Raw genomic sequence first — 25,669 nt, 5'->3', positions numbered from 1 at the left:
ACCGCAGCATCAAGCCCCAGGCACTGGACAACCCAAATCCCCGTCCTGACACTTCAAGTAAGTCTTGAACGTCCCGACCCGCGCCTTCGTCAGTTTGGTGATGCAATCGCTATAGATCAACGGATACACACTGCCACCCGCCACTCCGGACGCCGAGAACTTGCACTCGGCATCGCGAAACGCAATCCACGAGCGTTGAGCACCGATCAACAGCTTTTTGGCGTCAGAGCTATCCTTCAACCGTAGGGTGATTTGCTGGTAAAGCGCATTCAGCTCCTTGTCGGCCGCTTTGTACTGCTGCGCCGCGCACTGATTCATCGTCGTCTGGTCAGTGGCATTGTCGCAGTCGATGGCATGCGCAAGAGGAGTGAACAGCAGCGGCGTCAACGCAAGGAGAAAACCTGGGGGCATGGGAGGTTCGCTGTGATGATGGAAAGTTGGAATGCAGTGTAGCGGGGCGCCGCCAGCCAACAAATCAGAGTCTGGCGCGGTGTATCCGGAAAACTATGTCTGCCACTCCTGAGACTTCTCATTCGATTCATATTCAAGCCAGGGCACGTCATGGGACGTCCAGATGTGAGCCTGAGGTGTCATTTTCGGATCATCGTCGAGCGTCGCCACGCGAACGATTACATGGGGTTGGGCCAAGCGCTCCGCCATCAGATGCGATCCGCAGATCGAACAGAAATGCCGAAGCTTGCCCGGCGACGACTCATAGGTGCTTAGCCGGTCCTGTCCTTTTATCCAGCGAAAATGCTCACGCATGACCCCGGCCGTCGAGGCGAATGCTGCTGCGTGTGCCTTGCGACAAGTGTGGCAGTGGCAGTGATTAATGGGCATGTCGAGGCTATCAAGTTCGTATTCGATGGCTTTGCACAAGCAGCTGCCATGCAAGTTATTCATGGGGTTTCCCTGGTTGCGTTGCTGAGATGGCGGCAGCGGTGGCTGCTCGAAGCAGGGCGTCAGCCGTGGCCTCGATGTCTTCGCGCTGATGCAATTTCGCCAGCCACCCGTCAGGAATAGCCTGCACACCGTAGTGAGCCCCGGCCAACTGGCCGACGATGGCGGCAGTGGTATCGGCGTCATCGCCCAGGTTCGCCGCTTCGAGGATGGAGGCTTCAAAACTGTCAGTGTGGTGAAAGCACCACAAGGCCGCTTCCAGTGATGCAACGCAGTAACCGCTACCGCGAATATCGTCTTTGGATTTTCCGAGGTAGTCACCTCGGGCGATGCTCGCGACCTTTGGTTCCACGAACGTCGTCTCTGGCAGGCTCTGCAAATCCTGCTTGGGCGCTCCTTGCAATGCCTTGCGGATCAGAGCGGCAAGCAACTGACAGCATTCAAGTGCCTCTGGCGCCGCATGGGTAGTGCGCGAGCTGTCTGCGGAAAACCTCCTGATCCGGTCGGGGTCGGGAAAGTAGTACAGCACTATTGGCGCTAACCGCATCAGCGAACCGTTACCGGCTGTGTAGGGATCGGTGGAACCTGCGAATGGCTGACCGTTTTCCAGATAACGAGTCAGCGCTTCACGGACGGTCATGCCGATGTCGAAGCATTCGCCGGTCGAACTCAGGTAACCCCATTGCCACCAGTTGAGATAACGGCCCATTTGGTCGGCCGCATCAAACCCTTTTTTGTTCAACAGGCTTTCTGCCAGGCAAAGTGCCATGGAAGTGTCATCGGTCCATTGCCCTGGCTTCAGATTGAACGGGCCGCCCCCAACCATATCGGTCAGAGGGATAAACGAGCCGCGTGGCTGGAACTCGGCACGGGTGCCAACGGCATCCCCACACGCAAGCCCCAGCAGGGTTGCGCGATAACGTTCCGTGAGTGAAGGCTGCATGAATCTTCCTTGTAAGGGGGCACGTCGCTGCAAACATTAGCAGTTTCAGCCCGCTGACTTCCCCCCTTCAAATCAGAACTTATGGCCAGAACTGAGGCCGAATATTTCAGGCTCGCTCGATTGCGACACGCGTTTGATACAACTTTTAGGTTGGTCTTATGGTCTTTACGGGCCTACTGTTCAGTACAGGAGGTGACTTATGAACCCAGCATCAGATCGCATCGAAAGGAAAATCCTGCTCAAGGTGCCGCGCTCGCAGGTCTGGCGTGTGCTGGCCAACGCCGAAGCCTTCGGGCAATGGTTCGGCGTGGCACTCGAAGGCAAGCGTTTTGTCGCCGGCGAGTGGACCCAGGGGCAGATTACTTATCCTGGTTATGAGCACTTGTTGTGGAATGTACTGGTGGAGCGGGTCGAGCCGGAGCGGGTGTTTTCGTTTCGCTGGCACCCGTATGCAGTCGAACCTGATACCGATTACTCCCAGGAGCCCACCACACTGGTGAAGTTCGAACTCCAGGATATGGACGAAGGCACGTTGTTGACGGTCGTCGAGTCCGGTTTCGATCACATCCCTCAGTCGCGCAGGCTCAAGGCGTTCCGCATGGACAGCCGGGGTTGGGATGAGCAGATGAGCAATATCGAAAAATTTCTGGTGGACACCAAGGACCACGAGCGTCAGGGCGGCTGATGGCTGATACATCTAAGGGGTTTCGGAGGGGCGGCTATAGCGAATGTCTTACACGCGGTAGTAGCTATGTCGTCTATTGCGGATTGGATCCGAAGGGTAATCTAGCTCCATCAACTGAAGCACAGGAAGTGCTCCAGGGTCACGGATGATCGACCATAGCAAGGATCGCTGCCGACAGGGAGTCGATATGGTCTTGGGAAAAACCCGCTTCGGCGGGTTTTTTTTCGTCTTTAGAAAACTGAAACCCGATCTCCTGTAGTGCAGGTTTCAGGCGTTGAATGGTCAATGGCTTACACGCAGCCAGTGGTATGTCGTCTTTTTAAGCTTCACCGATACGTCTAATCTGGATCCATCAACTGAAGCACAGGACGTGCTCAGGATCACGGATGATCGACCATACGCCAGGATGGCTGCCGACAGGATGTCGCAATGGTCTTGAGAAACCCGCTTCGGCGGGTTTTTTTATGGGCGTCAGAAAAGTCTGTCAGATGTCCACGACTTCACGCAGTGTCTCCAGGGCGCGCTCCAACACGTCGAGGCTGATCGATCCCATGGCCACCCGCAGTGCAGGAGGCACATGAGTGGTCGTGGCAAAGGGTTCGGCGCTGGTCACCTGCACGCCTTTACGTTCCAACTCGGCAACAACCGTTTCGGCCCGTAATCCTTCGGGCAATCTGAGCCAAAGGTAGTAGGAACCGGGATGCGCCACCAGCTCGCAATTTTTCAGGATTTGCTGAGCCAGATCTTGTCGCCGCCGGGCGTCCAGGCGCTTTTGCTCTTCGAGGTTGTCGACTTCGCCGCTATCGATCCAGTGGCAGGCCAGTGCGACGGTCAGCGACGGGGTGCTCCATGTCGACACGCGGATGGCTTGTTCCAGCACCGGCATCATCGCCTTCGGTGCAACGATGAAACCAATGCGCAGGCCCGAGGCAACGCTTTTCGACAGGCCGCTGATATACAGTGTGCGCTGCGGGGCCAAGGTAAACAGCGGTTTGGGCGCCGGTTCTGCGAGGAAGGCATAGGCACCGTCTTCGATGATCAGAAAGTCGTAGCGTTCAGCCAATTGCACCAGGCGTTCACGGTCGGCGATGGACATCACCGTCCCCAACGGATTGTGCATCGTCGGCATGCTGTAGAGCACCCGCACGGGGCGCCGTTTGCACAGCGCTTCCAGGGCGTCGAGATCGGTGTGCCCGGCGAGTTGCGGCAGGGCTTCGAGGTCCAGCCGATGGGCCTGAGCCAGGGTTTTAAGGCCTGGGTAGGTGAGGGCGTCGAGGGCCAGAATATCTCCCGGTTTGAGCAGTGCCATCAGCGTCACGGCAAGACCTTGCTGGGCGCCGTTGACGATCAGCACCTGATCGCCCCCCACCCGAATGTCCCGATTGCGTAAATGCCGGGCCGCCGTCTGCCGTTCATGTGCCCGCCCGCCCTGAGGCGCGGAATGCAATAGCGCATCGATATCGCCGGAGGCGGCAATCGCTCGCAAACCCTCGCGCAATAACTCGTCCTGACCGGGTACCGACGGGTAATTGAAGGTCAGGTCCACCATGCCGACGCCCAGTGGTTGCTGTTCCAGCCCCAGTCCGCGTGGCAAGGATGTGTCGCGCACAAAGGTGCCACGGCCGGTTTCGCCGACCACCAGGCCGATCGCCTCCAACTCGTGATAGACCCGCAATGCAGTGGCCAGGGCAATCCGCTCGCTCTGCATCAACGCACGAATGGTCGGCAACTGTGTGGCGGGTGGCAGTTCACCGCTGCGAATCTTCCCGGCGAACTGATCCACCAGGCGTTTGTAGCGAATACGGGTCATGGGTGAGTGCTCTTTGTATCTGGATCAATTTTTTGTTTGTATCAGATTGGCGTTCTAATCTACAGGCTTTCCAGGACGGAGACTTCGCTGTGATTGACCCTGCGACCTTATTGATTTTCGTCGGCGCGGTGATGTTGTTGCTGCTGTCACCCGGACCGAACATGGCCTTCGTGATCAGCCATGGCGCCAGTTATGGCTGGCGCGGTGGTGTGGCGTCAGGATTGGGCATTGGCCTGGCCGATCTGATCCTGACGGCGCTGACTGCGATGGGTGTTACGGCACTGGTTGCCAGCTGGCCGCCGGCCTTCGACCTGATCCGTTATGCCGGGGGCCTGTACCTGCTGTGGCTGGCGTTCAAAGCGTTGCAAAAAACATCGGCCAGCGGCACGTCGGATGTGGCGCAGGTGCCGCTCAAGACCCTGCTGATCCGGGCGATGCTCAACAGCCTGCTGAACCCCAAGGCCTTACTGTTTTTCATGGTGTTTCTGCCGCAATTCGTTAACGCGCAGCGGGGGTCGATTGCCGTACAACTGGTGCTGCTGGGCATGGTGTTGACCTTGGTCAGTGGCGTGTTTCACACCCTGCTCGGGGTTTTCGGCAGTACGGTCAGCCGGCTTGTTTCCAGGACTTCGACATTCGCCAGATGGCAGTCATTGGGGCTGGCCGCAGTACTGCTGTTGCTCGCCGTCCGGCTAGTCCTGATGACTCGTCCGGCCTGACTCATTCGCTGAAAAGGAATCTCTGCATGTACATCGCATCGTTTATCTACAAACCCGGCCAACGGGACGAGGAGTTCAACCGTTTGAGCGCGTTGATCGACGAAGTCGCGATCAGCATCGAAGGGTTTGTCGGCACCCAATCCTGGTGCTCGGCCGATGGCGAGTTGGTCAACGCCAGTTATTACTGGCAGGACGAAACCTCTATACGAGAATTCGCCAGCCATCCCAGGCACCTGGAGGCCAAGCGTCAGTACCGCAAGTGGTACGCGGGTTATCAAGTGGTGATTGCTAAAGTGGAGCGGGCTTATGGTGATGACTCGTTCGAGCTGTTTGTGCCGAATGGTCGACCTGAGTGACTGGCTGCGGGGGCGATAGCGCCCGCAGCCGTTTCTTTCACTGGCGGGCGAGTTTCGCCGCTGCACGTTCGGTGATTTCCGAGCGCAGTTTCAACGACGCGGCAGCGCGTTTGCGGGCTTCCTCCAGCACGCTGACCGGTGCTGTCTCAGGGCTACCCGAAGCAAACGGCGGCGCCGGAGCATATTCCAGCTGCAGTTGCACCAGTTGCGCCGTGTCCTTATCAAACAATTCAGCCGCCAGGGTCAGGGCAAAATCGATCCCCGCGGTGATCCCGCCCCCGGTCAGCAGATTGCCGTCGCGCACCACCCGGTCATTCACCGGGATCGCTCCCAACAGCCCGAGCAACTCGTGATACGCCCAGTGAGTAGTAGCGCGCTTGCCCTTGAGCAACCCCGCCGCGCCAAGCACCAGCGCGCCGGTGCAAACCGAAGTGACATACTTCGCGTTAACGGCCTGAGCCTTGATGAAGGCCAGGGTTTCTTCATCCTCCATCAACGGCCCGACACCGCTGCCGCCGGGAATGCAGATCACATCCAGTGGCGGGCAATCGTCGAAGGTGGTGGTCGGTTTCAACACCAGCCCGGTGCTCGCGGTGATCGGGACCAGGTCCTTCCAGATCAGGTGCACCTTCACGTCCGGCAGCGAGGCCAGCACATCATAAGGGCCGGTCAGGTCCAGTTGTTGAACCTGTGGAAACAACAGAAAACCGATCTGCAACGTCATGGCGTTTTTTCTCCTGGTTGGGGTGGACGGCTTCACTCTAGGCTCGTAGGATCTGGCGCATACGCCAATCACCCCACGAATTACGCCAAGCATGCCGAACAACCCGAAAACCATTCATGTGCTGGCCTTTGCCAACGTACAACTGCTCGACGTCACCGGGCCGTTGCAGGTGTTTGCCTCGGCCAACGACATTGCTCGCCAGCAAGGTTTGCCGCAACCCTATGCGCCGTCGGTGATTGCCAGCGGCGGCGGGGCGGTGATGTCGTCGGCGGGGTTGGCGCTGTTGGCAGAGCCGCTGCCGGATCGGGGCAGCGACACGTTGATCATTGCTGGTGGCTGGGGCGTTTACGCGGCGGCGAAAGACGAGTCGCTGGTGGCTTGGGTGCGTGAGCATGGGACCGGGTGTCGGCGGGTGTCGTCGGTGTGCACCGGGGCGTTTTTGCTGGCGGCCAGCGGTTGGCTCGATGGCAGGCGGGTGGTCACGCACTGGACCCGCTGCGAACAATTGGCGCAGCAGCACCCCAAACTGCACGTCGAACCTAACCCGATCTTCATCAACGACGGCCCGGTCTGGACCTCGGCCGGTGTCACCGCGGGCATCGACCTGGCCCTGGCGATGGTCGAACAAGACCTCGGCCGAACCATGGCCCTGGATGTCGCCCGGCAATTGGTGGTGTTTCTCAAGCGTCCGGGGGGGCAGTCGCAGTTCAGCGTGACCCTGTCCCTGCAACAGGAAGGCAACCGCTTCGACGAACTTCATGCCTGGATCAGCGAAAACCTCACCAAGGACCTCGGCATCCCGACCTTGGCCTTGCAGGCCGGCATGAGCGAGCGCAGCTTCGTCCGTCACTACCGCGCCGACACCGGCCAGACCCCGGCGCGGGCCATCGAACTGATTCGGGTCGAGACCGCGCGACGGCTACTCAGCGACACCGGCGTACCGATCAAACGGGTCGCGGTGCAATGCGGGTTTGGCAGTGAAGAGACCTTGCGCCGCAGTTTTCTGCGAGCCATGGGCGTAACGCCGCAAGCCTATCGCGAGCGGTTTTCTGTCAGCTCACCAGCAGATCCAGTATTGCCTTAAGCGTCGCCTCGGGCGCTTCCTCCGGAATGTTATGCCCGACACCCGCCAGTACCCGGCGTTCGTAAGGGCCGGTAAAACGCTCGGCGTCTTCATCGATTTCAGACGCGGGGCCGACACCATCATCGGCGCCGCACAGGGAAATCGTCGGCACGCTGATCACCGGTTGTCGGGTGAGCGCTTCTTCCATCCACTCCAGCGCCGGATCGCCGGGCGCATACATGAACCGGTGTCGGTACGAGTGAATCACCACCTCGACGAAATCCGGATTTTCGAAGGCTGGCGCGCTCAAGGGATAACGTTCGGCATTGTTGGCCCAGGTCGGCGACCACAACGTCCAGAGCAGTTCGCACAGGGCCCGGCGGTTTTGGGTCAAGCCTTCAACACCGCGCGGGGTGTGGAAGTAGTACTGATACCAGAGACGATGTTCAGTCTCCGGATCCAGAGGCTGGGTAGAGTGGGGAATGTTCTGAAGGTTGTAGCCATCCCCGGTCACCAGACAGCGCACCCGCTCCGGCCATAGCGCCGCAACAATGCACGCCGCCCGACCGCCCCAGTCGTAGCCACACAGAGCAGCTTGTTTGATGGCGAGGGCGTCCATCAGGTCCAGCAAATCCTGGGCGAGGACGGCTTGCTGGCCGGAACGCAGGGTGTCGCGGGAGTTGAAGCGGGTCGGGCCGTAGCCGCGCAGGTAGGGGACGATAACGCGGTAGCCCTTTGCGGCGAGGGCCGGGGCGATTTCGTCGTAGGCGCGTGGGGAGTAGGGGAAGCCGTGGAGCAGAATGACCGGGTCGCCGTTGGTGGGGCCGTGCTCTTCGTAGGCGAGATTGAGGCTGGGTGTCAGTGCGTATCGGATCTGCGCGTCAGGGTTCATTCGACACTCCATAGAGGCTGTAGCGGCGTTATCCGAACAGAACCTTTTGCCAATATTCTTCACTGATGATCGCTATAGGCACACCGCTTTCTCTCAGTTCGACAGCTCTTTTGATCTTGGTCCCGTAGGTGCTATGCAGCCATTGATCATTGCCGATGCTGCCTACCACTAAATAGTGGATCTTCTTGCTGACGGATCCGCCGATAAGCCCGCCACGTTCAATAATCAGTGATTCGCACTCCTTGCGCGGACCGTAAGCCATGATCCCGGTAAACAGGAACACTCGGTCAGACCAACTTAAAGAGGGCGCCGGGTTGTCGAGAGGAAGACTGGTCGGCGCAGTGAACGTTTGGGCAGAACCAATCGGCAGGCCTGCAAACTGGTGAAGCATCTCCAACAGCTCGCCAGACTCCTCGGCATCAAGCACGCCGTCGCTCAGCATGCCGGCGAGGCGTTTGTAGAGGATATTCACCACCGGATCGCCGAGATGGCTTAAATGGGTTTCGATCCAGGTCTTTAGAAACTCGGCTTCCTGCTGGTTGATCGTACCGTCGGCAGCGAGCCCGGCGGCGATTCCCACCAGTGCGTCAGCCGAGCGTCGATCAATCCGTGCTTCGTGGAAGAAACCGCTATTTTGAAATTCCTGATGTAGGTCGACCATGCGTCCTTCTCCTTAAGCTTCCACGTCCGCCACCTGATTGAAATACTTCGACCGATCCGGCGTAAACGTCACGACCATTTTGGTTCTGGAACAGGTCAACGCCCGTTCTGCGTTCAGATCAATATCCAGATCTTCCCCGCGCAACCCCTGCCATTGGGCGAGGTATTTGAGGGATCCGTATTTTTCGAGTTTTTTCAGACTGCGGCTGACGCCACCTTTCCAGCCTAGCACCGGAAGTTCACCAGTGAGGCATTGTCGGGCGAGGTCGGGGAAGCGGGCGGCGCGTTGGCGGCCGATTTCCCAGCATTTGATCAGGCCTTTGTCGTGGCCCTCCCACAGTTCATCCCGGTTCAGGCCTGATCGGAGTGGGGTGTCGATGCTGCGATGGATACGCTGGGTCATTCTGGTTCCTTGAATTCGGGTTTTGTTGGACAGCTCCGCTGTGCCCGTTGACGTGGATGGTAGGGATGGATGTAAGCGCTGGCAACAAGGTATTTCCAGATGTAGGAATGCGTTACCGCGTGTTGATTGGGCTGGTTTTGTTTAGTGATTGTAGGTTCGGCCTACCTGGTTCTGTGGCGAGGGGGCTTGCCCCCGTTCGGCTGCGCAGCGGCCGCAAAGCCAGCAAATGCGGTGCTTCTGGAGGAATGGGGTTGTGCATTCAAGGGGCCGCTACGCGCCCCAACGGGGGCAAGCCCCCTCTCCACGGAGGGACAGTAGTGGCTGACAGTGCGTGTTTAAGTTCATCGGGCGTAGCCTCGGTCCTACAAAAAACGTCGTAAAAGGGGATATTTCCGACGAGTTTTGGCGGTTGTAGGTTAGGAAAGGGAGCCGATAGTCTTTCCGGGTCGCTGCCAATTCAGCGACCGGGTTTGGTCACCCGTGCAATGTCAGGCGTGCAAGCGCCAACGTGAGCATGTCGGCGCTTTTTCGTGCGCTTGTCGGTATGCTTCGCGGTGGGCTGTGCGCGGGGCACTTTCGAGTGCGCCGGGTGCCTGACTTCCCGGTTGACCAACCTGCGTACCGCCCACCACCCATCGTTTGGTCACGACGGCGGTGAGCTTCATGAATGTCAGGAGTTACACCATGATAAAAGACAGTCCCAATCCCCCAGAAACCGACAACGTTTCCCCCTACGAATCCCTCGATTCGAAAAAACTCCACGACGCCGCTGAACGCGCGCTCGACCACTACCTCAAACCCACCCCGAAAAAAACCGAAGGCCGCAAGCCAAGCAAAATGTTTCTGGTTGCACCGGATATGGATAACGAAAGTCTGCTGGCCCATGTTTGCGAATCACTGGCCTCAGCCAGCGTCATGACCAGCGACATTGCCGCCTATGTCGATGCTCCGCAGCGGCACACGCTCCTGGCGATTCAGCAGGTCATCATGCTGGCCGAGCTGGCGGTGAATCGGGTGCTGGATAACGTCGACGTGCCAAAACCCGCGCCACACGGCTGATCCATTGTGGGAGCGAGCCTGCTCGCGATAGCGGTGTGTCAGTCGACATCAATGTTGAATGACCAATCGTCATCGCGAGCAGGCTCGCTCCCACAGTTGAACGGTGTACATCTGTAGTAGCGAAGCAGGCGACTTGGTCTTCAAGGCTGCCAAAAGTTTTTCTCGCCGCTCAACTTCCTGTTCAGGAAACTCGCCGCGCTGATCAGTGCCAGGTGCGTCAGCGCTTGTGGTGTGTTGCCCAGATGCCGGGCATGGCTGTCGAACTCTTCGGCATACAGCCCCAGCGGGTTGGCGTACTTCAGCAATTGCTCGAACTCCAGGTGCGCCTTCTCCACCTGGCCGGCACGGGCCAGGCATTCGACGTACCAGAATGAGCACGCGGCGAAGGCGCCTTCGGTGCCGGGCAAGCCGTCGATCTGGCCGTCGTCGTTGCGGTAGCGGTAGACCATGCCTGCGCGCACCAAGGTTTTCTCGATGGCTTCGAGGGTCGCGATCCAGCGCGGGTCCTTGGCACTGACGAAGCGTACCAGCGGCATCAGCAGCATCGAGCCGTCGAGGCAGGTGCCACCGATGTGCTGCACGAAATGTCCGCGTTCTTCATTCCAGAAGTTGCTCCAGATGTCGGTGTAGATCGCTTGACGGGTCTGGTCCCAGCGGGCGAACGGGGCGGGCAGCGAGCGTTTGGAGGCCAGCCGGATGGCGCGGTCCACGGCCACCCAGCACATCAGTCGCGAGTGCAGGAAATGATACGGCTCGCCGCGCATTTCCCAGATGCCGACGTCTTTTTGCTGCCAGGTTTCGCAGACCTGATCGACCACTTCCACGGTGTGTTTCCAGCCTTCATGGGAAATTGCTTCACCGTGCTTGTTGACCAGGTACACCGCGTCCAGCAGCTCGCCGAAGATGTCGAGCTGGATTTGATCGTAGGCCTGATTACCGATGCGTACTGGTGTCGCACCGCCATGGCCGGACAAGTGTGGAAGTTCAACTTCCGGCAGTTCCTGGCGGCCGTCGATGGCATAGAGAATGTTGAGTTTCATGGTCTTGCCGTGACAATCCCTGACCCGACCACGCAACCATCGGGTGTAGGCATTGGCTTCTTCGACGAAGCCCAGGCGCATGAAGGCATAGACGGTGAACGAGGCGTCGCGGATCCAGGTGTAGCGGTAGTCCCAGTTGCGTTCGCCACCGGGCGTTTCCGGCAAACCGAAGGTAGCGGCGGCGAGGATGGCGCCGTGCTTGCGTGAGGTCAGCAGCTTCAGGGCCAGGGCCGAGCGATTGACCATTTCCCGCCAGCGACCGCGATAGTTGGACTGGCCGATCCAGTCGCGCCAGAATTTCAGGGTGCGTTCCAGGCACAGCGCGGCGGTACCTTCCTTGAAGCGCGCATCGTCAACACCGCCGAGCAGGAACTCGGCGCTCTGGTCCTGTTCGAGGATGAACTCGGCGACGGCCGCATGGCCCTCGATGCGTAAGGATTGATTCGAACACAGCTGCATGGCTGGCTGGCCGGTGGCCTCGAAATACACACTCCGATCACGTGCGCGGGCCTTGGTGTGAGCCCGGGCATAGTCATGACGCACGGCGCAGCGCATGTGGATCGTCGCTTGTCCGCTGACCACTCGCACCCGACGCATCAGCATCGGCAAATCATCTTCGCTGTCGCCGATGGGCAGCAGGTCGGTGACTTCGACCACCGCGTGATCGCTGAGCCAGCGGGTTTGCAGGACGTTGGTGTCGGGCAGATAAATCTGCTCGCGGCGGGCGTCGGGCAGGTCCGGGGCCAGTTGGAAGATGCCGGCTTCGGGACTGTCCAGCAGCGCGCAGAAAATCGATGGACTGTCGAATTCCGGCCAGCAGAAAAAGTCCACGCTGCCCTTGTCGTTGACCAGCGCCGCGCTGCGCATGTCGCCAATGATGCCGTGGGCGTCGATGGCGCTTTGTCGTTCGGGATGATCAGCCATTGCCGTAGAGCTCCGGGGACTGAGGGTCTAACTAGCTGACCGGTTTGAGCCACAGAGAGTTCATTTGCGGCAAACTGCCGCTTCCACAGGTAGCTGATCCATCCAACAGACTAATTTTCACCATCCTTCATCCGTTCTTCTGAACAGATAACCAATCGAGGTAAGTGCGGTGACAAAGCTGACACTGCTGTGCCTGCCCTATTCGGGTGCCAGCGCCATGGTCTATAGCCGCTGGCGGCGCCAGTTGCCGGCGTGGCTGCACTTGCAGCCGGTGGAGTTGCCGGGGCGAGGCGCCCGTTACGACGAACCCTTGCAGACAGACATGCGCGCCCTGGCCCTGCAATTGGCCAGGGAACACAAGCCATCCTTGCACGGCCCTTACGCCCTGTTCGGCCACAGCCTGGGGGCGTTGCTGGCCTGCGAGATGGCCCACGCCTTTCGTGCCCTCGGCGCTGCGGAGCCGGTGGCGCTGTTTGCTTCCGGCACGGCGGCCCCGACGATGCGCAGTGACTATGACCGTGGCTTCGCCGAACCGCAGAGCGACGAACAGTTGATCGAGCAGCTGCGCACCTTCCAGGGCACCAGCGAGGAAGTGTTGGCCAATCAGGAGTTGATGAGCCTGACGCTGCCGATCCTGCGCGCTGATTTCATGCTCTGCGGACGCTTCCGCCCGATGCAGCGCCCACTGCTCAAGTGCCCCGTGCATGTGCTCGGCGGCAAGGAAGACAAGGCCACCACCGAGCAATTGATCGGCTGGAGCCAGGAAACCCTGGGCAGTTTCTCGGTGGACATGATGACCGGCGGGCATTTCTTCATTCATGAGCATGAAGCCAAGGTGCTGCGGATTATCAAGAATCATCTGGAAGTCCATCACCGGCGTCATGCGCAGCTGGCCGCGCCGGTTTTTTAGCGCGCGCGGTTCACTTTATCGAGTGTTAACAGGAGGCCCGTCATGGGTGTTGCTGTGGGTTTTGCCGTTCGGCCGTTGCTGCCGGCGCGGGGTCGCTTGCCGCTGTTGGTGGAAGCGACCGAGCCGAATACCAGCCTGTTGGCGGTGTTCGATGAATTGAATGAGTTGGTGGATGAGCATTTGCTGCGTGACGGCGGCATTCTGTTTCGCGGGTTCCAGCTGGACGGTGCCGAGCAGTTCCGCCAATTCGCCGCTGGCTTCGGCCATCCGCTGCTCAATTACGAGTTCGGTTCGACGCCGCGTACCAACGTCACCCAAGGGGTTTATACCTCCACCGAATACCCGGCGCATCAAAGCATTCCGTTGCACAACGAGCAGGCCTATTCCCGGGACTGGCCGATGAAAATCTGGTTCTACAGCATGATCGCCGCCACCTCGGGCGGTGAAACGCCGATCGCCGACAGCCGGGAAGTCTATCGCCGCATGCCTGTCGCGATTCGCGAGCGCTTCGTCAGCAAAGGCCTGATGTACGTGCGCAATTTCGGCAACGGGCTGGACGTGGCCTGGGAACAGGTGTTCAACACCGAAGACCGTGAAGTGGCCGAGGCCTACTGCAAGGCCCACGGCATCATTTGTGAGTGGAAGGACGACGGAGAATTGCGCACCCGCCAGACCTGTCAGGCGGTGGCGCGTCATCCGGTGACCGGCGACATGGTCTGGTTCAATCAGGCTCACCTGTTCCACATTTCCAACCTGCAGCCGGAGGTGCGTGAAACCCTGCTGGACATCGTCGACGAGGAAGACCTGCCGCGTAACGTCTACTACGGCGATGGCTCGCCCATCGAGGATGAAGTGCTCAGTGAGATTCGTGCTGTGCTCGATGACTGCGCCATCAGATTCCCTTGGCAGGAGGGTGATGTGCTGATGCTCGACAACATGCTCTCGGCCCACGCCCGCGCGCCCTTCGAAGGCAAGCGCAAGGTGATCGTCGCGATGGCCGAAGGGCATTCCCAGGATGTACGTTGATCTGATTTGCCCCTGACGCGCCAATCGCCGAAGCCGGTCTTGCACCGGCTTCGGCGTTTTTGTGTTCACTTGAGAGCGCTTGAGTCAGACAAATCTGTGGCGAGGGAGCTTGCTCCCGCTTGAGTGCATAGCACTCACAAAAATCGGCAATCACCGCCAGATTTTTGGGGCCGCTGCGCAGCCCAGCGCGAGCAAGCTCGCTCGTTACAGGGGGCTGGGGTTGTCTGTACCGCTAAATCATCGCGCTAGCCATTCGTTCTTGTTGATACGACCGGGCCTCCTGGTCACGCCGCCGATCAGCAAGGACCCCATGCATGAATGCCGCAGACGCACAGAAACTCGCCCGCCGCTTTATCGAACTGCCACAGGACAAGCGTCGCTTGTTTCTGGCCGGCATGGCCCGTGAAGGCATCGATTTTGCGCAGCTTCCCATGACCTCCTGTGTCGGGGTCGATGAGCGTGACGGCCTGTCCTATGCCCAGCAACGGATGTGGTTCCTCTGGCAGCTGGACCCGCAGAGCGCGGCCTACAACCTGCCGATGGCGGTGCGCCTGAGCGGTGCGCTGCAAACCGAGGCGCTTGAGCGCGCTTTCAGCCTGTTGGTGGCGCGCCATGAGTGCCTGCGCACCACCTTCGGCCAGGAGGGCGAGCGTGCGTTCCAGCGAGTGGCCGAACCCCGAGACCTGACACTGGCGATCAACGACCTGAGCACCTTGCCTGAAGAGCGGCGCTGGCCGCAGGCGCAACAGCACATGATGGCTGAAGCCACTCAGGCCTTCGATTTGCAGCAGGGACCGCTGCTGAGCCTTCGCCTGTTGCGCCTGGCCGAACAGGAACACGTGCTGTTGCTGACGTTGCACCACATCATTGCTGATGGCTGGTCGATGAACATTCTGATCGACGAGTTTATGCGCACCTACGACGGGCTGGTCGCGGGGCGGCAACCGACCTTGCCAGAACAGACCGTGCACTACCGCGACTATGCCCTGTGGCAGCGCAGTTGGCTGGAAGCCGGGGAGCGCGAGCGCCAGCTCGATTACTGGCGCACGCAGTTGGGCGACGAACACCTGATCCTCGAATTGCCCACCGACCGTGCCTATCCGGCCCAGTCCAGCCACCAGGGCGCGCGCCTGGAAAAAGTCATCGACGGAGCCCTGCGCCAGGCGCTGAAAACCCTCGCCCAGCGCCAGGGCGTGACGCTGTTCGTGGTGCTGCTGGCCGCCTTCAAGACCTTGCTGTACCGCTACAGCGGCCAGACCGACATCCGCGTCGGCGGCTTGATCGCCAACCGCACCCGCAGTGAAACCGAAGGCTTGATCGGCTTCTTCGTCAATACCCAGATCCTGCGCAGCGAGGTCACCCCGCAGACCCGTTTCAGCGACCTGTTGCAAGGCCTGCGTCAGGCGGCGCTTGGCGCCCAGGCCCATCAGGAGCTGCCGTTCGATGCGTTGATCGAAGCCCTGCAACCGGCCCGCAGCCAGAGTCACAATCCGTTGTTTCAGGTGATGTTCAATCACCAGCCACTGGTGACCGATCTGCAGGACGTGCGACTCGATTGCGGTTTGCAGGTCGGCTATCTGAGCGAGCAGCAACTGGCCGGCAGCGGGCGTCAACATGCGGCCACCAGCGACCTGATGCTCGACACCCGAGAGGAGGGCGAGCAACTGTTCGCCGCGTTCACCTACGCCACCGACCTGTTCGACGCACCGACCATCGCCGCATTGGCCGAGCATTGGCACAACGTGCTGGTGTCGGTCTGCCGTGATCCGCAACAATCGCTGGGCGAGGTGGCGATGCTTGGCACGGATGAGCGCGAGCGCTTGATTCAACCCGTCGCCAACCCGGCGCTGCTGCCCGGCATGCCGCAGATGTTTGAGGCCCAAGCGGCGCGCACTCCCGACACCACCGCAGTGATTCTGGCGGGCGATCAGTCGCCCTCACTCAGCTATGCCGAATTGAATATTCGCAGCAATCGTCTGGCCCATCAGTTACGCGCCAAAGGCGTCGGCCCTGATGTGCTGGTCGGTGTGGCGTTGGGTCGATCGCTGGAACTGGCCGTGGCGTTGCTGGCCGTGCTCAAGGCCGGTGGCGCCTATGTGCCGCTGGACCCGCACACCCCGGCCGAACGCTTGCGCCATGTGCTGGATGACAGCGGGCTGAAACTGTTGCTGACCGAGAGCCCGCTGCTGAGCAGTTTGCCGGCGCTCGATGGCATCGACTACCTGTGTCTGGACCGACTGCCGGACAGCGTCGCTGCGAGTGAAAACAATCTGCAAGTGACGGTAGATCCGCAGAATCTCGCCTACGTGATTTACACCTCCGGCTCCACCGGCCGGCCGAAGGGCGTGGCCGTCAGTCACGGCGCGTTGAGTGAATTCATCGCGCGGGCGATCGACTACAGCGATTTGCGCGAAGGCGATCGCGTGTTGCAGTTCGCCACCAGCAGTTTTGACGGTTTCGTCGAGCAATTCTTCCCGCCGCTGTGCCATGGCGCCTGTGTCGTCCTGCGCGATGCGGGCCTGTGGGACAGTGCGACCTTGCATCAGGTGATCGTCGAACAGGGCATTACCCTGGCGGATTTGCCGGCCGCTTACTGGTACTCGGTGGTGCAGGATTACGCGGCCAATCCGCCTGCCCACTTCGGCGCCTTGCGCCAGATTCACGTGGGCGGCGAGGCGATGGCGGTGGACGGGCTGCGTCTGTGGCAACGCGCCGGGTTGGGCCATGTGCGTTTGCTCAACACCTACGGCCCGACCGAAGCGACGGTGGTCTCGACCATCCATGATTGCAGCGCGTTGACCGCCGAGGCGGTGTCGTGGCGTGGCATTCCGATCGGTCACGGTCTGGAGCTCCGCCGGCTGTACGTGCTCGACGATGATTTGAATCTGTTGCCGCAAGGGGCGGTGGGCGAGTTGTACATCGGCGGGCCGGGCCTGGCCCGTGGTTATCACCGGCAACCGACGCTCAGCGCCCAACGGTTTATCGCCGATCCGTTCGCGGTCGGCGAGCGCCTGTACCGCACCGGCGACCGTGCCCGACTGCGGGACGATGGCGCGGTGGAGTACATCGGTCGCGTCGATCACCAAGTGAAAATTCGCGGGTTCCGCATCGAGCTGGGAGAAATCGAATCACGGTTGCAGCAATGTCCGGGGATTCGTGAGGCGGTGGTGCTGGCTTTGCCCTTGACTGGTGGCGCGCAACTGGTGGCGTATCTGGTCGTCGATCAGGGCGTGCTCGGCAGTGCGGCGGAGCAAGCGATTCTGCGTCAGCAAATCCGGGCCTCGCTGCAGAAGAACCTGCCGGACTACATGGTGCCCGGCCACCTGCTGCTGTTGCCGCGCCTGCCCCTGACCCCCAGCGGCAAACTTGACCGTAAGGCTTTGCCGATCCCCGATCCGAGCCAATTGCAGAGCAGCTATCGCGCCCCGCAAACCGACACCGAACAGGCTCTGGCACAGATCTGGATCGAGGTGCTGCAGGTGCCACGGGTCGGTGTCGATGACCATTTCTTCGAGTTGGGCGGGCATTCGTTGCTGGCCGCGCAAGTGATCGCGCGGATCAAAAGCCAGTTGGGCGTGGTGCTGCCGTTGCGCAGCCTGTTCGAGACACCGCTGCTGGGCGATCTGGCCCTGGAGCTGGCCGCGCTGGCCGGCGGTGCAAGCGATAACGACTGGTCCGACATGGATCAGTTCATGAGTTCTTTGGAGGGAGTTGAAGTATGAGCGGCAATATGGCGGAGCGTATCGCTAAAAGGTTCGTCGGTTTGCCGCTGGAGCAACGTCGACTGTTTCTCGCCAAACTGCGCGAGGAGGGCAAGGACTTCAGCCTGCTGCCGCTGCCGGTCAGTCGTCACGACTGCGCGGTGATTCCGCTGTCGTTTGCCCAGCAGCGTCTGCTGTTTCTCTGGCAGCTCGACCCGCAGAGCGCTGCGTACAACATGGCCGCCGGCCTGCGTTTGCACGGGCAGTTGAACGAGGCCGCGCTGTTGCGTTCCTTCGATCATCTGGTGGCGCGCCATGAAGTGCTGCGCACGGTGTTCCAGACCGACAACGACCAACCGAGCCAGGTCATCCTCGACCAGCAGAGCGTGCCGCTGCAACGCGTCGATCTGTCGAATGTCGCCGTGCAAGAACGTGAAACCGAGCTGGCGCGGCGGGTTCAGGAAGCGGCGGCGCAACCGTTCGACTTGCTCCATGGGCCATTGCTGCGGGCCAGTCTGTTCCGTCTGGCGGACGATGAATATGTGCTGATCGTGAGCATGCACCACATCGTCTCCGATGGCTGGTCGATGGACGTCATGGTCAAGGAATTCGTGCAGTGTTATCAGGCCTTCAGCCTGGAGCGCGAACCGCAGTTGCCGGCGTTGCCGTTGCAGTACGCCGATTACGCGATCTGGCAGCGCCGCTGGCTGGAGGCCGGCGAGGGCGAGCGGCAACTCGATTACTGGCGCCAGCAGTTGGGGCAAGAGCATCCGCTGTTGGACGTGGCGGCGGATTTCCCCCGGCCACTGACCCAGAGTTTCGAAGGCCAGACCCTGAGCTTTGATTTCGGTGCGGACCTGTCCCGGCAGTTGAACGGCTTTGCCCGGGCTCAGGGCATCAGCTTGTTCATGCTGGTGCTGGCCGGGTTTTCGTTGTTCCTGTCGCGACTTGGCGGCCAGCGTGATATTCGCGTCGGCGTGCCCAATGCCAACCGTGGGCGCTCCGAGGTCGAAGGGCTGATCGGCTTCTTCGTCAATACCCAGGTGTTGCGTTGCCAGGTCGATGAGCGCGGCAGCTTCGACGATTTACTGGCCCGGGTTCGGGAAGCATCGTTCGGCGCTCAGGCCCATCAGGAGCTGCCCTTCGAGCAACTGGTGGATGAACTGGTGCCCGAACGAACCCTGGGGCATAACCCGTTGTTCCAGGCCAAGTTCAACCAGAACGTCGGCATGCAGACCCAGCGCTCGATGAACCTGCCGGGCCTGAGCGTCACCGAGTATCCACTGGACAAAGAAGGCACGCACTTTGATCTGGCGCTGGACATCACCGATGACGGCACGCTGATCCACGGGCAAATGACCTACGCCAGCGACCTGTACCAGCACTCGACCATTGAGGGGTTCATTCCGACGCTGCTCGGCCTGTTCCGCGAATTGCTGAGCGTCCCGCAGGCGCCGCTGCACAGTCTTGCAACCACTTCTGTGCAACCGGTGCTGGCGCCACGGCAGCCGGCGGAGTCGGTGTTGCAGCAATGGGATCGTCAGGTGGCCGCACAGCCTGAGGCGGCGGCCGCACGCTGCCTTGAGCGGACCTTGAGTTTTCAGGCGCTGGATCAGGACGCCAATCGCCTGGCCCACTACCTGCGTGCGCAAGGCGTGCAAAACGGGCAGCCCGTGGCAGTGCTGATGGAGCGCTCACTGGAATGGCTGACCTGTGTGTTAGGGGTGATCAAGGCCGGGGCGGTGTACATGCCGCTGGACGTCAAGGCCCCGGCCGCGCGATTGCAGCAGATGCTCGCAGGCGCGCAGGCGAAAGTCCTGTTGTGTGCCGCAGGCGACGTGCGAGAAAGCAGCCTGGCGATCGATGGTTGCCAAGGGCTGGCCTTCGCCCCCGAACGCTGGCAGGACCAACCGACGACGAAGCCTTCGCTGATAGTGTCGGCGGATGCACCGGCCTATGTGATTCACACCTCCGGTTCCACCGGCCAACCCAAAGGCGTGCTGGTGAGCCACGGCGCTCTGGCCAGTTACGTGCGCGGTGCGCTGGAGCGTCTGGCGCTGGAGCCAGCGGCGAGCATGGCGCTGGTCTCGACCATTGCGGCGGATCTTGGATTTACCGTGCTGTTCGGCGCCTTGTGTTCCGGTCGCTTGCTGCATGTATTGCCCGAAGAGCTGGGCTTCGACCCGGACCGGTTTGCCGATTACATGGCTGAGCACCAAGTGGGCGTGCTGAAAATCGTGCCGGGGCATTTGGCGGCGTTGATGCAGGCGTCCCGGGCCGCCGATGTACTACCGCAACACGCACTGATCGTCGGTGGCGAAGCCTGCTCGCCGGCATTGCTGGAACAGGTGCGGCGACTCAAGCCGGGCTGCCGGTTCATCAACCACTATGGCCCGAGTGAAACCACGGTCGGTGTGTTGACCCATGAGCTCAAGGAACTCGACTCGGGTGCCCGCAGCGTGCCGGTCGGCCGTCCGTTGTCGGGCGCGCATGTCTATGTGCTGGACGATGTACTCAACGCGGTCGCCGATCAGGTGGCGGGCGAGCTGTATATCGGTGGTGAGAGCGTGGCGCTGGGTTACCTGGGGCAACCGGGGCTGACCGCCGAACGCTTCTTGCCGGATCCGTTTGGCGCCGTCGGCGCGCGGGTGTACCGCAGCGGTGACCGGGTGCGCCGCAATCGCCAGGGCGCGCTGGAGTTCATCGGTCGCGCCGACGATCAGGTCAAAGTGCGCGGCTATCGGGTGGAGCCGGTGGAAGTCGCCCGGGTATTGCTGGGCCTGAGCGGCGTAAGCGAGGCCGCTGTATTGGCCTTGCCGCTGGACGGTGATGAAACGCGCCTGCAACTGGTGGCGTACTGCGTGGCCGTGCCTGACCTGGCGTTGAATGTCGACGCCTTGCGCCAGCAGTTACAGGCCTGCCTGCCGGAGTACATGGTGCCGGCGCAGATCGTGGTGCTGGAGCGTCTGCCGCTGACCGCCAACGGCAAACTGGACAAGCGTGCCTTGCCGACGCCGGGCTTGGTCACGCAGCAATTTGTTGCCCCGGTGGGCGAGGTCGAACAGAAGCTCGCCGCCATATGGGCCGATGTCCTGAAGCTTGAACAGGTGGGCAGTACCGACAACTTCTTCGAGCTGGGCGGCGATTCGATCCTCAGCCTGCAAATCATCGCCCGGGCCAAACGCCAGGGCATCAAGCTGAGCCCCAAGCAACTGTTCGAGAAGCAAACCATCGGCCAGTTGGCGGCGGTGGCCAAACTGATCGAGAGCAAACCGGCGGCCAGTGTCGTGCAAAAGGTCGGCGGCGAGTCGCCGTTGCTGCCGATCCAGGCACGCTTCTTCCAGACCGACATTCCCCAGCGTCATCACTGGAACCAGTCGGTGATGCTGCAGCCGCAATCGCCCCTCGATGCGATCCATCTAAGCAACGCATTGGCCGCCCTGATCGAGCAGCACGATGCGCTGAACCTGAGTTTCCAGGCGTCGGGCGAGACTTGGCAGGCGACGTTCCAGACGCAGCGCCACACAGACCTGTTGTGGGTGCGGGCACTGGACGATCTTGCCGATTTGCCCGCGCTGGCCACCGAAGCCCAGCGCAGTCTCAACTTACAACAGGGCCGGCTGGTGCGCGCGGTGCTGGTGAACCTGCCTGACGCAACACAACGTTTGCTGCTGGTGATCCATCACCTGGTGGTGGATGGCGTGTCCTGGCGGGTGCTGCTGGAAGATTTGCAGCAAGCCTATACCGCGTTGGCGGCTGGCAAGACGATGGTCCTGCCAGGCAAAAGCAGCTCGCTCCAGGCTTGGGCGCAACACCTGCACCGTTATTGGCAGAGCGATATTTTGAAGGCCGAGCGCGACTACTGGCAGCGCACGCTGGAGGGCGGCAACAGCGACTTGCCGAGGGACTTCCCCGAGACCGTCCAGACTCGTCGCCAAGCCGCTCGGGCCACTTCTCGCCTGAACAAAACACTGACCCACGCACTGCTCAAAGTGGCGCCGGCCGCCTATCGCACCCAGATCAACGACTTGCTGCTGACGGCCCTGGCGCGGGTGCTGTGTGACTGGAGCGAACAGGATTCGGTGCTGATCCAGCTCGAAGGTCACGGCCGCGAAGACCTGTTCGACGACCTCGATTTGAGTCGCACCGTTGGCTGGTTCAGCAGTCTGTTTCCGGTGCGTCTGACCCCACAGACAGAGCCGGGCACTTCGCTGTGCGTGATCAAGGAACAACTGCGAGCCGTGCCGGGCAAAGGCATCGGCTACGGCGTGCTGCGCTACCTCGCAGGCTTCGAACCGCTGCGTGAGCTGGCGCCACCGCGCATCACCTTCAACTACCTGGGCCAGTTCGACGGTGCGTTCGATGCGGCTGACGGCGCGCTGTTGGTGCCGACCGCCGAAAGCACTGGCGAGCATCAGAATGAAGATGCGCCCTTGGGCAACTGGCTGAGCGTCGACGGCCAGGTTTACGGCGGTGAGCTGGAATTGAGCTGGACGTTCGGCCAAGGCATGTACCGTCCGCAAACCATTCAGGCGCTGGCCGATGCTTATCGCCATGAACTGGAACGGCTGATCGAACATTGCACTGGCGGTGAGCATGCCGGGGTCACGCCGTCGGACTTCAATCTGGTGCGCCTGACTCAAGCGCAGCTGTCAGCGCTGCCGGTACCAGCACGGGATATCAGCGATCTCTATCCGTTGTCGCCGATGCAGCAGGGCATCCTGTTCCACAGCCTCAACGAGCCGGAGGGCCCGGCCTACACCAATCAATTGCGGGTCGATGTGCGGCAGCTCGACGCCGAGCGTTTCCGTCAGGCCTGGCAGCAGACACTGGAGGCCCATGAGATTCTGCGCACAGTATTCGTCTGGCCCGAGGATGCTGACTCGCCGGTGCAGATTGTAAGGCAGACGGTGCAGATGCCCATGACCGTACAGGACTGGCGCGGTCGTGATGACCTTCACGCAGCGCTCGATCAGTTGGCCCGAGAGGATCTGGCCGCCGGTTTCGAACTGGACCACGCGCCGCTGTTGCGCGTGTTGCTGGTGCGAACCGCTGAAGCGCAGCATCACTTGATCTACACCAGTCATCACATTCTCATGGACGGCTGGAGCACCTCGCAGTTGTTCGGCGAGGTGTTGCAACGCTATGCCGGCATGACCCCGGCGGCGGCTCCGGGTCGTTATCGTGATTACATTGAGTGGCTGGGCCAGCGCGATACTCAGGCCAGTCGCGAGTTCTGGACGTCGGCATTGGCTGACCTTCAGGAGCCGACCCGCCTGGCCAGCGCCATGCCGGTCAGTCAGACGTTGGCCAGCGGTTATGCCGACTACCAGCATGTGTTCAGCGAACAGCAGACCGGCGACCTGAACCGCTTCGCCCGCGAGCAGAAGGTCACCCTCAATAGCCTGATGCAAGCCGCGTGGCTGGTGCTGTTGCAGCGCTATACCGGCCAGGACACCGTGGCTTTCGGTGCGACTGTGGCCGGTCGGCCGACGGACTTGCCCGGCGTCGAACAGCAGATCGGCCTGTTCATCAATACCTTGCCGGTGGTGGCTGCGCCATCCGCCGAGATCCCGGTCGGCCAGTGGATTCAGCAGGTGCAGAGCCTCAACCTGGTCTTGCGCGAACATGAGCACACGCCGCTCTACGATATTCAGCGCTGGGCGGGGCAGGGCGCGGGTGCGCTGTTCGACAGTATTCTGGTGTTCGAGAACTACCCGATGGCCGAAGCGCTGGCCCAAGGCTCTGCCACCGGTCTCGAGTTTTCCGCCCTCTCGCGTCAGGAGCAGACCCACTATCCGTTGACGCTGGTGGCGGTTACCGGTCGCGAGTTGACCCTGGGCTTGAGCTTCGACCAGGCCTGTTTCGATCACGCCACCATCGCCGACCTGAGCACCCGGCTCGAAGGCCTGATGATGCAATTCATGGCGGATGCTTCGCAGCCTCTGGGCGCGTTGCAACTGCTGGACGGCGCCCCGCGTCAAGCGGCTGTCGACTGGGGCAAGGCTGCGATCACGGCGCTGGATTCGCGCAACGTGGTTGAGCGGATTGACGCGCAGGTACAACGCCAACCGCAGGCTGCGGCGGTGTTGTTTGCCGAGCAAACCCTCGATTACCGCAGCCTCGACGCCCGGGCCAATCGACTGGCGCACAAGCTGCAAGCGCTGGGTGTCGGGCCGGAAGTGCGGGTGGGCGTTTGCATGCGCCGCACCCCGGACATGCTGGTCGGGCTGCTGGCGATCCTCAAGGCTGGCGGTGCCTACGTGCCGCTGGACCCGGAATATCCGCAAGAGCGCTTGCTGCACATGCTCGAGGACAGTTGCGCAGCGGTGTTGCTGACCGAAGCCGCGTTGCAGGCGATGTTGCCCGAGGCGTTGCCGTCGCAAGTGCTGTTGGTCGAAGAGGGCGCCGAATGGCTCGCCGGGTATCCGTCCACGGCACCGGTCAGCCGGATCGTGGCGCAGAATCTGGCCTACGTGATTTACACCTCCGGCTCCACCGGCAAGCCCAAAGGCGTGGCGATCACCCACGCTAACCTCGCGGCGCTGATCCAGTGGTCGCAGGGTGTTTACCGCGATGAGCAGATGCGCGGCGTGCTGGCTTCGACCTCGATCTGCTTCGACCTGTCCGTGTGGGAGATTTTCGTCACCCTGGCCAGCGGCGGTTGCATGGTGCTGGCGGACAACGCCCTGGCGCTGTCCGAGTTGCCGGCCCGTGAGCGCGTGACGCTGATCAACACCGTGCCGTCGGCGATTGCCGCGCTGCAACGGGCCGGGCAGATTCCGGTGTCGGTCACCACCATCAATCTAGCCGGCGAGCCGCTCAAGCAGACGCTGGTCGATACGCTGTACACAAGCACGTCGGTCAAGCAGGTCTATGACCTGTACGGGCCGTCGGAAGACACCACCTATTCGACCTTCACCCTGCGCACCGCCAATGGCCGGGCGAACATCGGGCGGCCGCTGGACAACACCGTGGCTTACCTGCTCGACAGCCAGTTGCAGGTGTTGCCGGCAGGGCTGGCGGCCGAGTTGTACCTGGCCGGTGCCGGCGTGACCCGAGGTTATCTGCTGCGTCCCGGCCTGACCGCGGAACGCTTCGTACCGGACCCGTTCGCCACTCATGGTGAGCGGTTGTATCGCACCGGCGATCTGGTGCGTCAGGGGCCAGACGACACGATTGAGTACATCGGTCGTGCCGACCATCAGGTGAAGATTCGCGGCTTCCGCATCGAGCTGAGCGAGATCGAAGCCCGATTGCTGGAACAGCCTGAGGTGCGCGAAGCCGTGGTGCTGGCGCAGGAGGGCGCGGCGGGTAAACACCTGCATGCCTACGTCGTAGCGAGCCAACCGGGCAATTTATCGTTGGCGGAAAGCCTGCGGGCGGCCCTGGCCAATCGTTTGCCGGCGCACATGGTGCCAAGCCATCTGCACGTGATCGACGCGCTGCCGCTGACCCCCAATGGCAAGCTCGATCGCAAGGCCCTGATGGCGCTGGGCGGCAATCCGACGCTGCAGCGTTACGAAGCGCCGCGCACCGATCTGCAATGGGAAGTGGCAACCGTCTGGCAAGAGGTGCTGGAAGTCGAGCGCGTCGGCCTGACGGACAACTTCTTCCAGTTGGGCGGGCATTCGTTGCTGGCGACACTGGTGATGACCCGGATCAAGGAACGCCTGGGTGACAAGGTGCCGCTCAAGGAGCTGTTCGAAGCCGACACCCTGCAAGCGTTCTGCACCCGCATCGAAGCGTTGCGCGTCGATTTATCACCGGTTCAGGACGAATTGGCTAAATCCCTGGAGGCCCTCAAACGTCTATCCCTCGATGATCTGGAAAAACTGATTTCTTGAGGGGAAC

Annotated in this window: 19 protein-coding genes; 9 read left to right on the top strand and 10 right to left on the bottom strand. The window is 61.3% G+C overall.

Translation table 11 applies throughout. The features are described 5' to 3' along the window. Positions 1–9 precede the first annotated feature (9 nt). The 3 genes from ACZ89R_RS08735 to ACZ89R_RS08725 all read right to left on the bottom strand — a co-directional run bounded on the left by ACZ89R_RS08735 (position 10) and on the right by ACZ89R_RS08725 (position 1,843). Complete coding sequence (locus tag ACZ89R_RS08735) at positions 10–411, bottom strand: lysozyme inhibitor LprI family protein (protein ID WP_429546026.1); 402 nt, start codon at positions 409–411, stop codon at positions 10–12. Positions 412–504: 93 nt separating this feature from the next. Next, positions 505–903, bottom strand: coding sequence for a GFA family protein (locus tag ACZ89R_RS08730; RefSeq protein ID WP_429546027.1), 399 nt, complete (start codon positions 901–903; stop codon positions 505–507). Next, a complete protein-coding gene (locus ACZ89R_RS08725; RefSeq protein ID WP_429546028.1) occupies positions 896–1,843 on the bottom strand; it encodes an ADP-ribosylglycohydrolase family protein in 948 nt (315 codons plus the stop codon). The genes ACZ89R_RS08730 and ACZ89R_RS08725 overlap by 8 nt, the downstream gene beginning before the upstream one ends. Positions 1,844–2,042: 199 nt before the next feature. Here ACZ89R_RS08725 and ACZ89R_RS08720 point away from each other — a divergent pair, with 199 nt between their 5' ends. Next, entirely contained in the window at positions 2,043–2,528 is a 486-nt protein-coding gene (locus tag ACZ89R_RS08720) for an SRPBCC family protein (protein ID WP_007907615.1), read from the top strand. 139 nt (positions 2,529–2,667) lie between these two features. Here ACZ89R_RS08720 and ACZ89R_RS08715 read toward each other — a convergent pair whose 3' ends face one another. After that, a complete protein-coding gene (locus tag ACZ89R_RS08715; RefSeq protein WP_429428604.1) occupies positions 2,668–2,814 on the bottom strand; it encodes a hypothetical protein in 147 nt (48 codons plus the stop codon). Between the two features lie 198 nt (positions 2,815–3,012). Beyond that, positions 3,013–4,338: an aminotransferase-like domain-containing protein gene (locus ACZ89R_RS08710; protein WP_429546029.1), complete on the bottom strand. Its 1,326-nt coding sequence runs from the start codon at positions 4,336–4,338 to the stop codon at positions 3,013–3,015. Between the two features lie 89 nt (positions 4,339–4,427). On the opposite strand from ACZ89R_RS08710, the gene ACZ89R_RS08705 reads away from it, so the two are divergent. Both ACZ89R_RS08705 and ACZ89R_RS08700 read left to right on the top strand, forming a co-directional pair. Continuing rightward, the gene (locus tag ACZ89R_RS08705) at positions 4,428–5,057 is read left to right on the top strand and encodes a LysE family translocator (RefSeq protein WP_429546030.1); all 630 of its coding nucleotides are present in this window, start codon (positions 4,428–4,430) and stop codon (positions 5,055–5,057) included. A 26-nt stretch (positions 5,058–5,083) separates the two neighbouring features. Next, entirely contained in the window at positions 5,084–5,413 is a 330-nt protein-coding gene (locus tag ACZ89R_RS08700; protein WP_008013488.1) for an antibiotic biosynthesis monooxygenase family protein, read from the top strand. A 37-nt stretch (positions 5,414–5,450) separates the two neighbouring features. Here ACZ89R_RS08700 and inhA read toward each other — a convergent pair whose 3' ends face one another. Next, a complete protein-coding gene (inhA, locus tag ACZ89R_RS08695; RefSeq protein WP_429546031.1) occupies positions 5,451–6,137 on the bottom strand; it encodes an isonitrile hydratase in 687 nt (228 codons plus the stop codon). A 91-nt stretch (positions 6,138–6,228) separates the two neighbouring features. Here inhA and ACZ89R_RS08690 point away from each other — a divergent pair, with 91 nt between their 5' ends. Then, on the top strand, positions 6,229–7,221 hold the full coding sequence (locus tag ACZ89R_RS08690) for a GlxA family transcriptional regulator (RefSeq protein WP_429546032.1): 993 nt from the start codon (positions 6,229–6,231) through the stop codon (positions 7,219–7,221). Here the strand turns inward: ACZ89R_RS08690 and ACZ89R_RS08685 are convergent. Genes ACZ89R_RS08685 through ACZ89R_RS08675 form a run of 3 tightly spaced genes read right to left on the bottom strand, consistent with a single transcriptional unit; the run spans position 7,190 to position 9,155 of the window. Next, positions 7,190–8,092 (bottom strand): alpha/beta fold hydrolase, encoded by a 903-nt coding sequence (locus ACZ89R_RS08685; RefSeq protein WP_429546033.1) that lies wholly within the window; start codon positions 8,090–8,092, stop codon positions 7,190–7,192. The genes ACZ89R_RS08690 and ACZ89R_RS08685 overlap by 32 nt on opposite strands. Before the next feature lie 28 nt (positions 8,093–8,120). After that, the gene (locus tag ACZ89R_RS08680) at positions 8,121–8,753 is read right to left on the bottom strand and encodes a BRCT domain-containing protein (protein ID WP_401174584.1); all 633 of its coding nucleotides are present in this window, start codon (positions 8,751–8,753) and stop codon (positions 8,121–8,123) included. A gap of 12 nt (positions 8,754–8,765) precedes the next feature. Beyond that, positions 8,766–9,155, bottom strand: coding sequence for a hypothetical protein (locus ACZ89R_RS08675; RefSeq protein ID WP_192343226.1), 390 nt, complete (start codon positions 9,153–9,155; stop codon positions 8,766–8,768). A 684-nt stretch (positions 9,156–9,839) separates the two neighbouring features. On the opposite strand from ACZ89R_RS08675, the gene ACZ89R_RS08670 reads away from it, so the two are divergent. Continuing rightward, positions 9,840–10,214, top strand: a complete 375-nt coding sequence (locus tag ACZ89R_RS08670; protein WP_429546034.1) for a DUF6124 family protein — start codon at positions 9,840–9,842, stop codon at positions 10,212–10,214. A gap of 140 nt (positions 10,215–10,354) precedes the next feature. Here ACZ89R_RS08670 and ACZ89R_RS08665 read toward each other — a convergent pair whose 3' ends face one another. Then, positions 10,355–12,178 carry a glycoside hydrolase family 15 protein gene (locus ACZ89R_RS08665; protein WP_429546035.1) on the bottom strand — a complete coding sequence of 608 codons (1,824 nt, stop codon included), beginning with the start codon at positions 12,176–12,178 and terminating at the stop codon, positions 10,355–10,357. 169 nt (positions 12,179–12,347) lie between these two features. On the opposite strand from ACZ89R_RS08665, the gene ACZ89R_RS08660 reads away from it, so the two are divergent. The 4 genes from ACZ89R_RS08660 to ACZ89R_RS08645 all read left to right on the top strand — a co-directional run bounded on the left by ACZ89R_RS08660 (position 12,348) and on the right by ACZ89R_RS08645 (position 25,662). After that, the gene (locus ACZ89R_RS08660) at positions 12,348–13,088 is read left to right on the top strand and encodes a thioesterase II family protein (protein ID WP_429546036.1); all 741 of its coding nucleotides are present in this window, start codon (positions 12,348–12,350) and stop codon (positions 13,086–13,088) included. 42 nt (positions 13,089–13,130) lie between these two features. Beyond that, positions 13,131–14,114 (top strand): TauD/TfdA family dioxygenase, encoded by a 984-nt coding sequence (locus tag ACZ89R_RS08655; RefSeq protein WP_429546037.1) that lies wholly within the window; start codon positions 13,131–13,133, stop codon positions 14,112–14,114. A gap of 314 nt (positions 14,115–14,428) precedes the next feature. Continuing rightward, positions 14,429–17,836, top strand: coding sequence for an amino acid adenylation domain-containing protein (locus ACZ89R_RS08650; protein ID WP_429546038.1), 3,408 nt, complete (start codon positions 14,429–14,431; stop codon positions 17,834–17,836). Then, positions 17,833–25,662 (top strand): amino acid adenylation domain-containing protein, encoded by a 7,830-nt coding sequence (locus ACZ89R_RS08645; protein ID WP_429546039.1) that lies wholly within the window; start codon positions 17,833–17,835, stop codon positions 25,660–25,662. Before ACZ89R_RS08650 ends, ACZ89R_RS08645 begins: the two co-directional genes overlap by 4 nt. The last annotated feature ends 7 nt before the right edge of the window (positions 25,663–25,669 follow it).

It is taken from the genome of Pseudomonas sp. TE3728 (genome assembly GCF_056279145.1).
The sequence above is the reverse complement of the archived record's forward strand: the minus strand, read 5'-3'. Positions and strand labels throughout refer to the sequence as shown.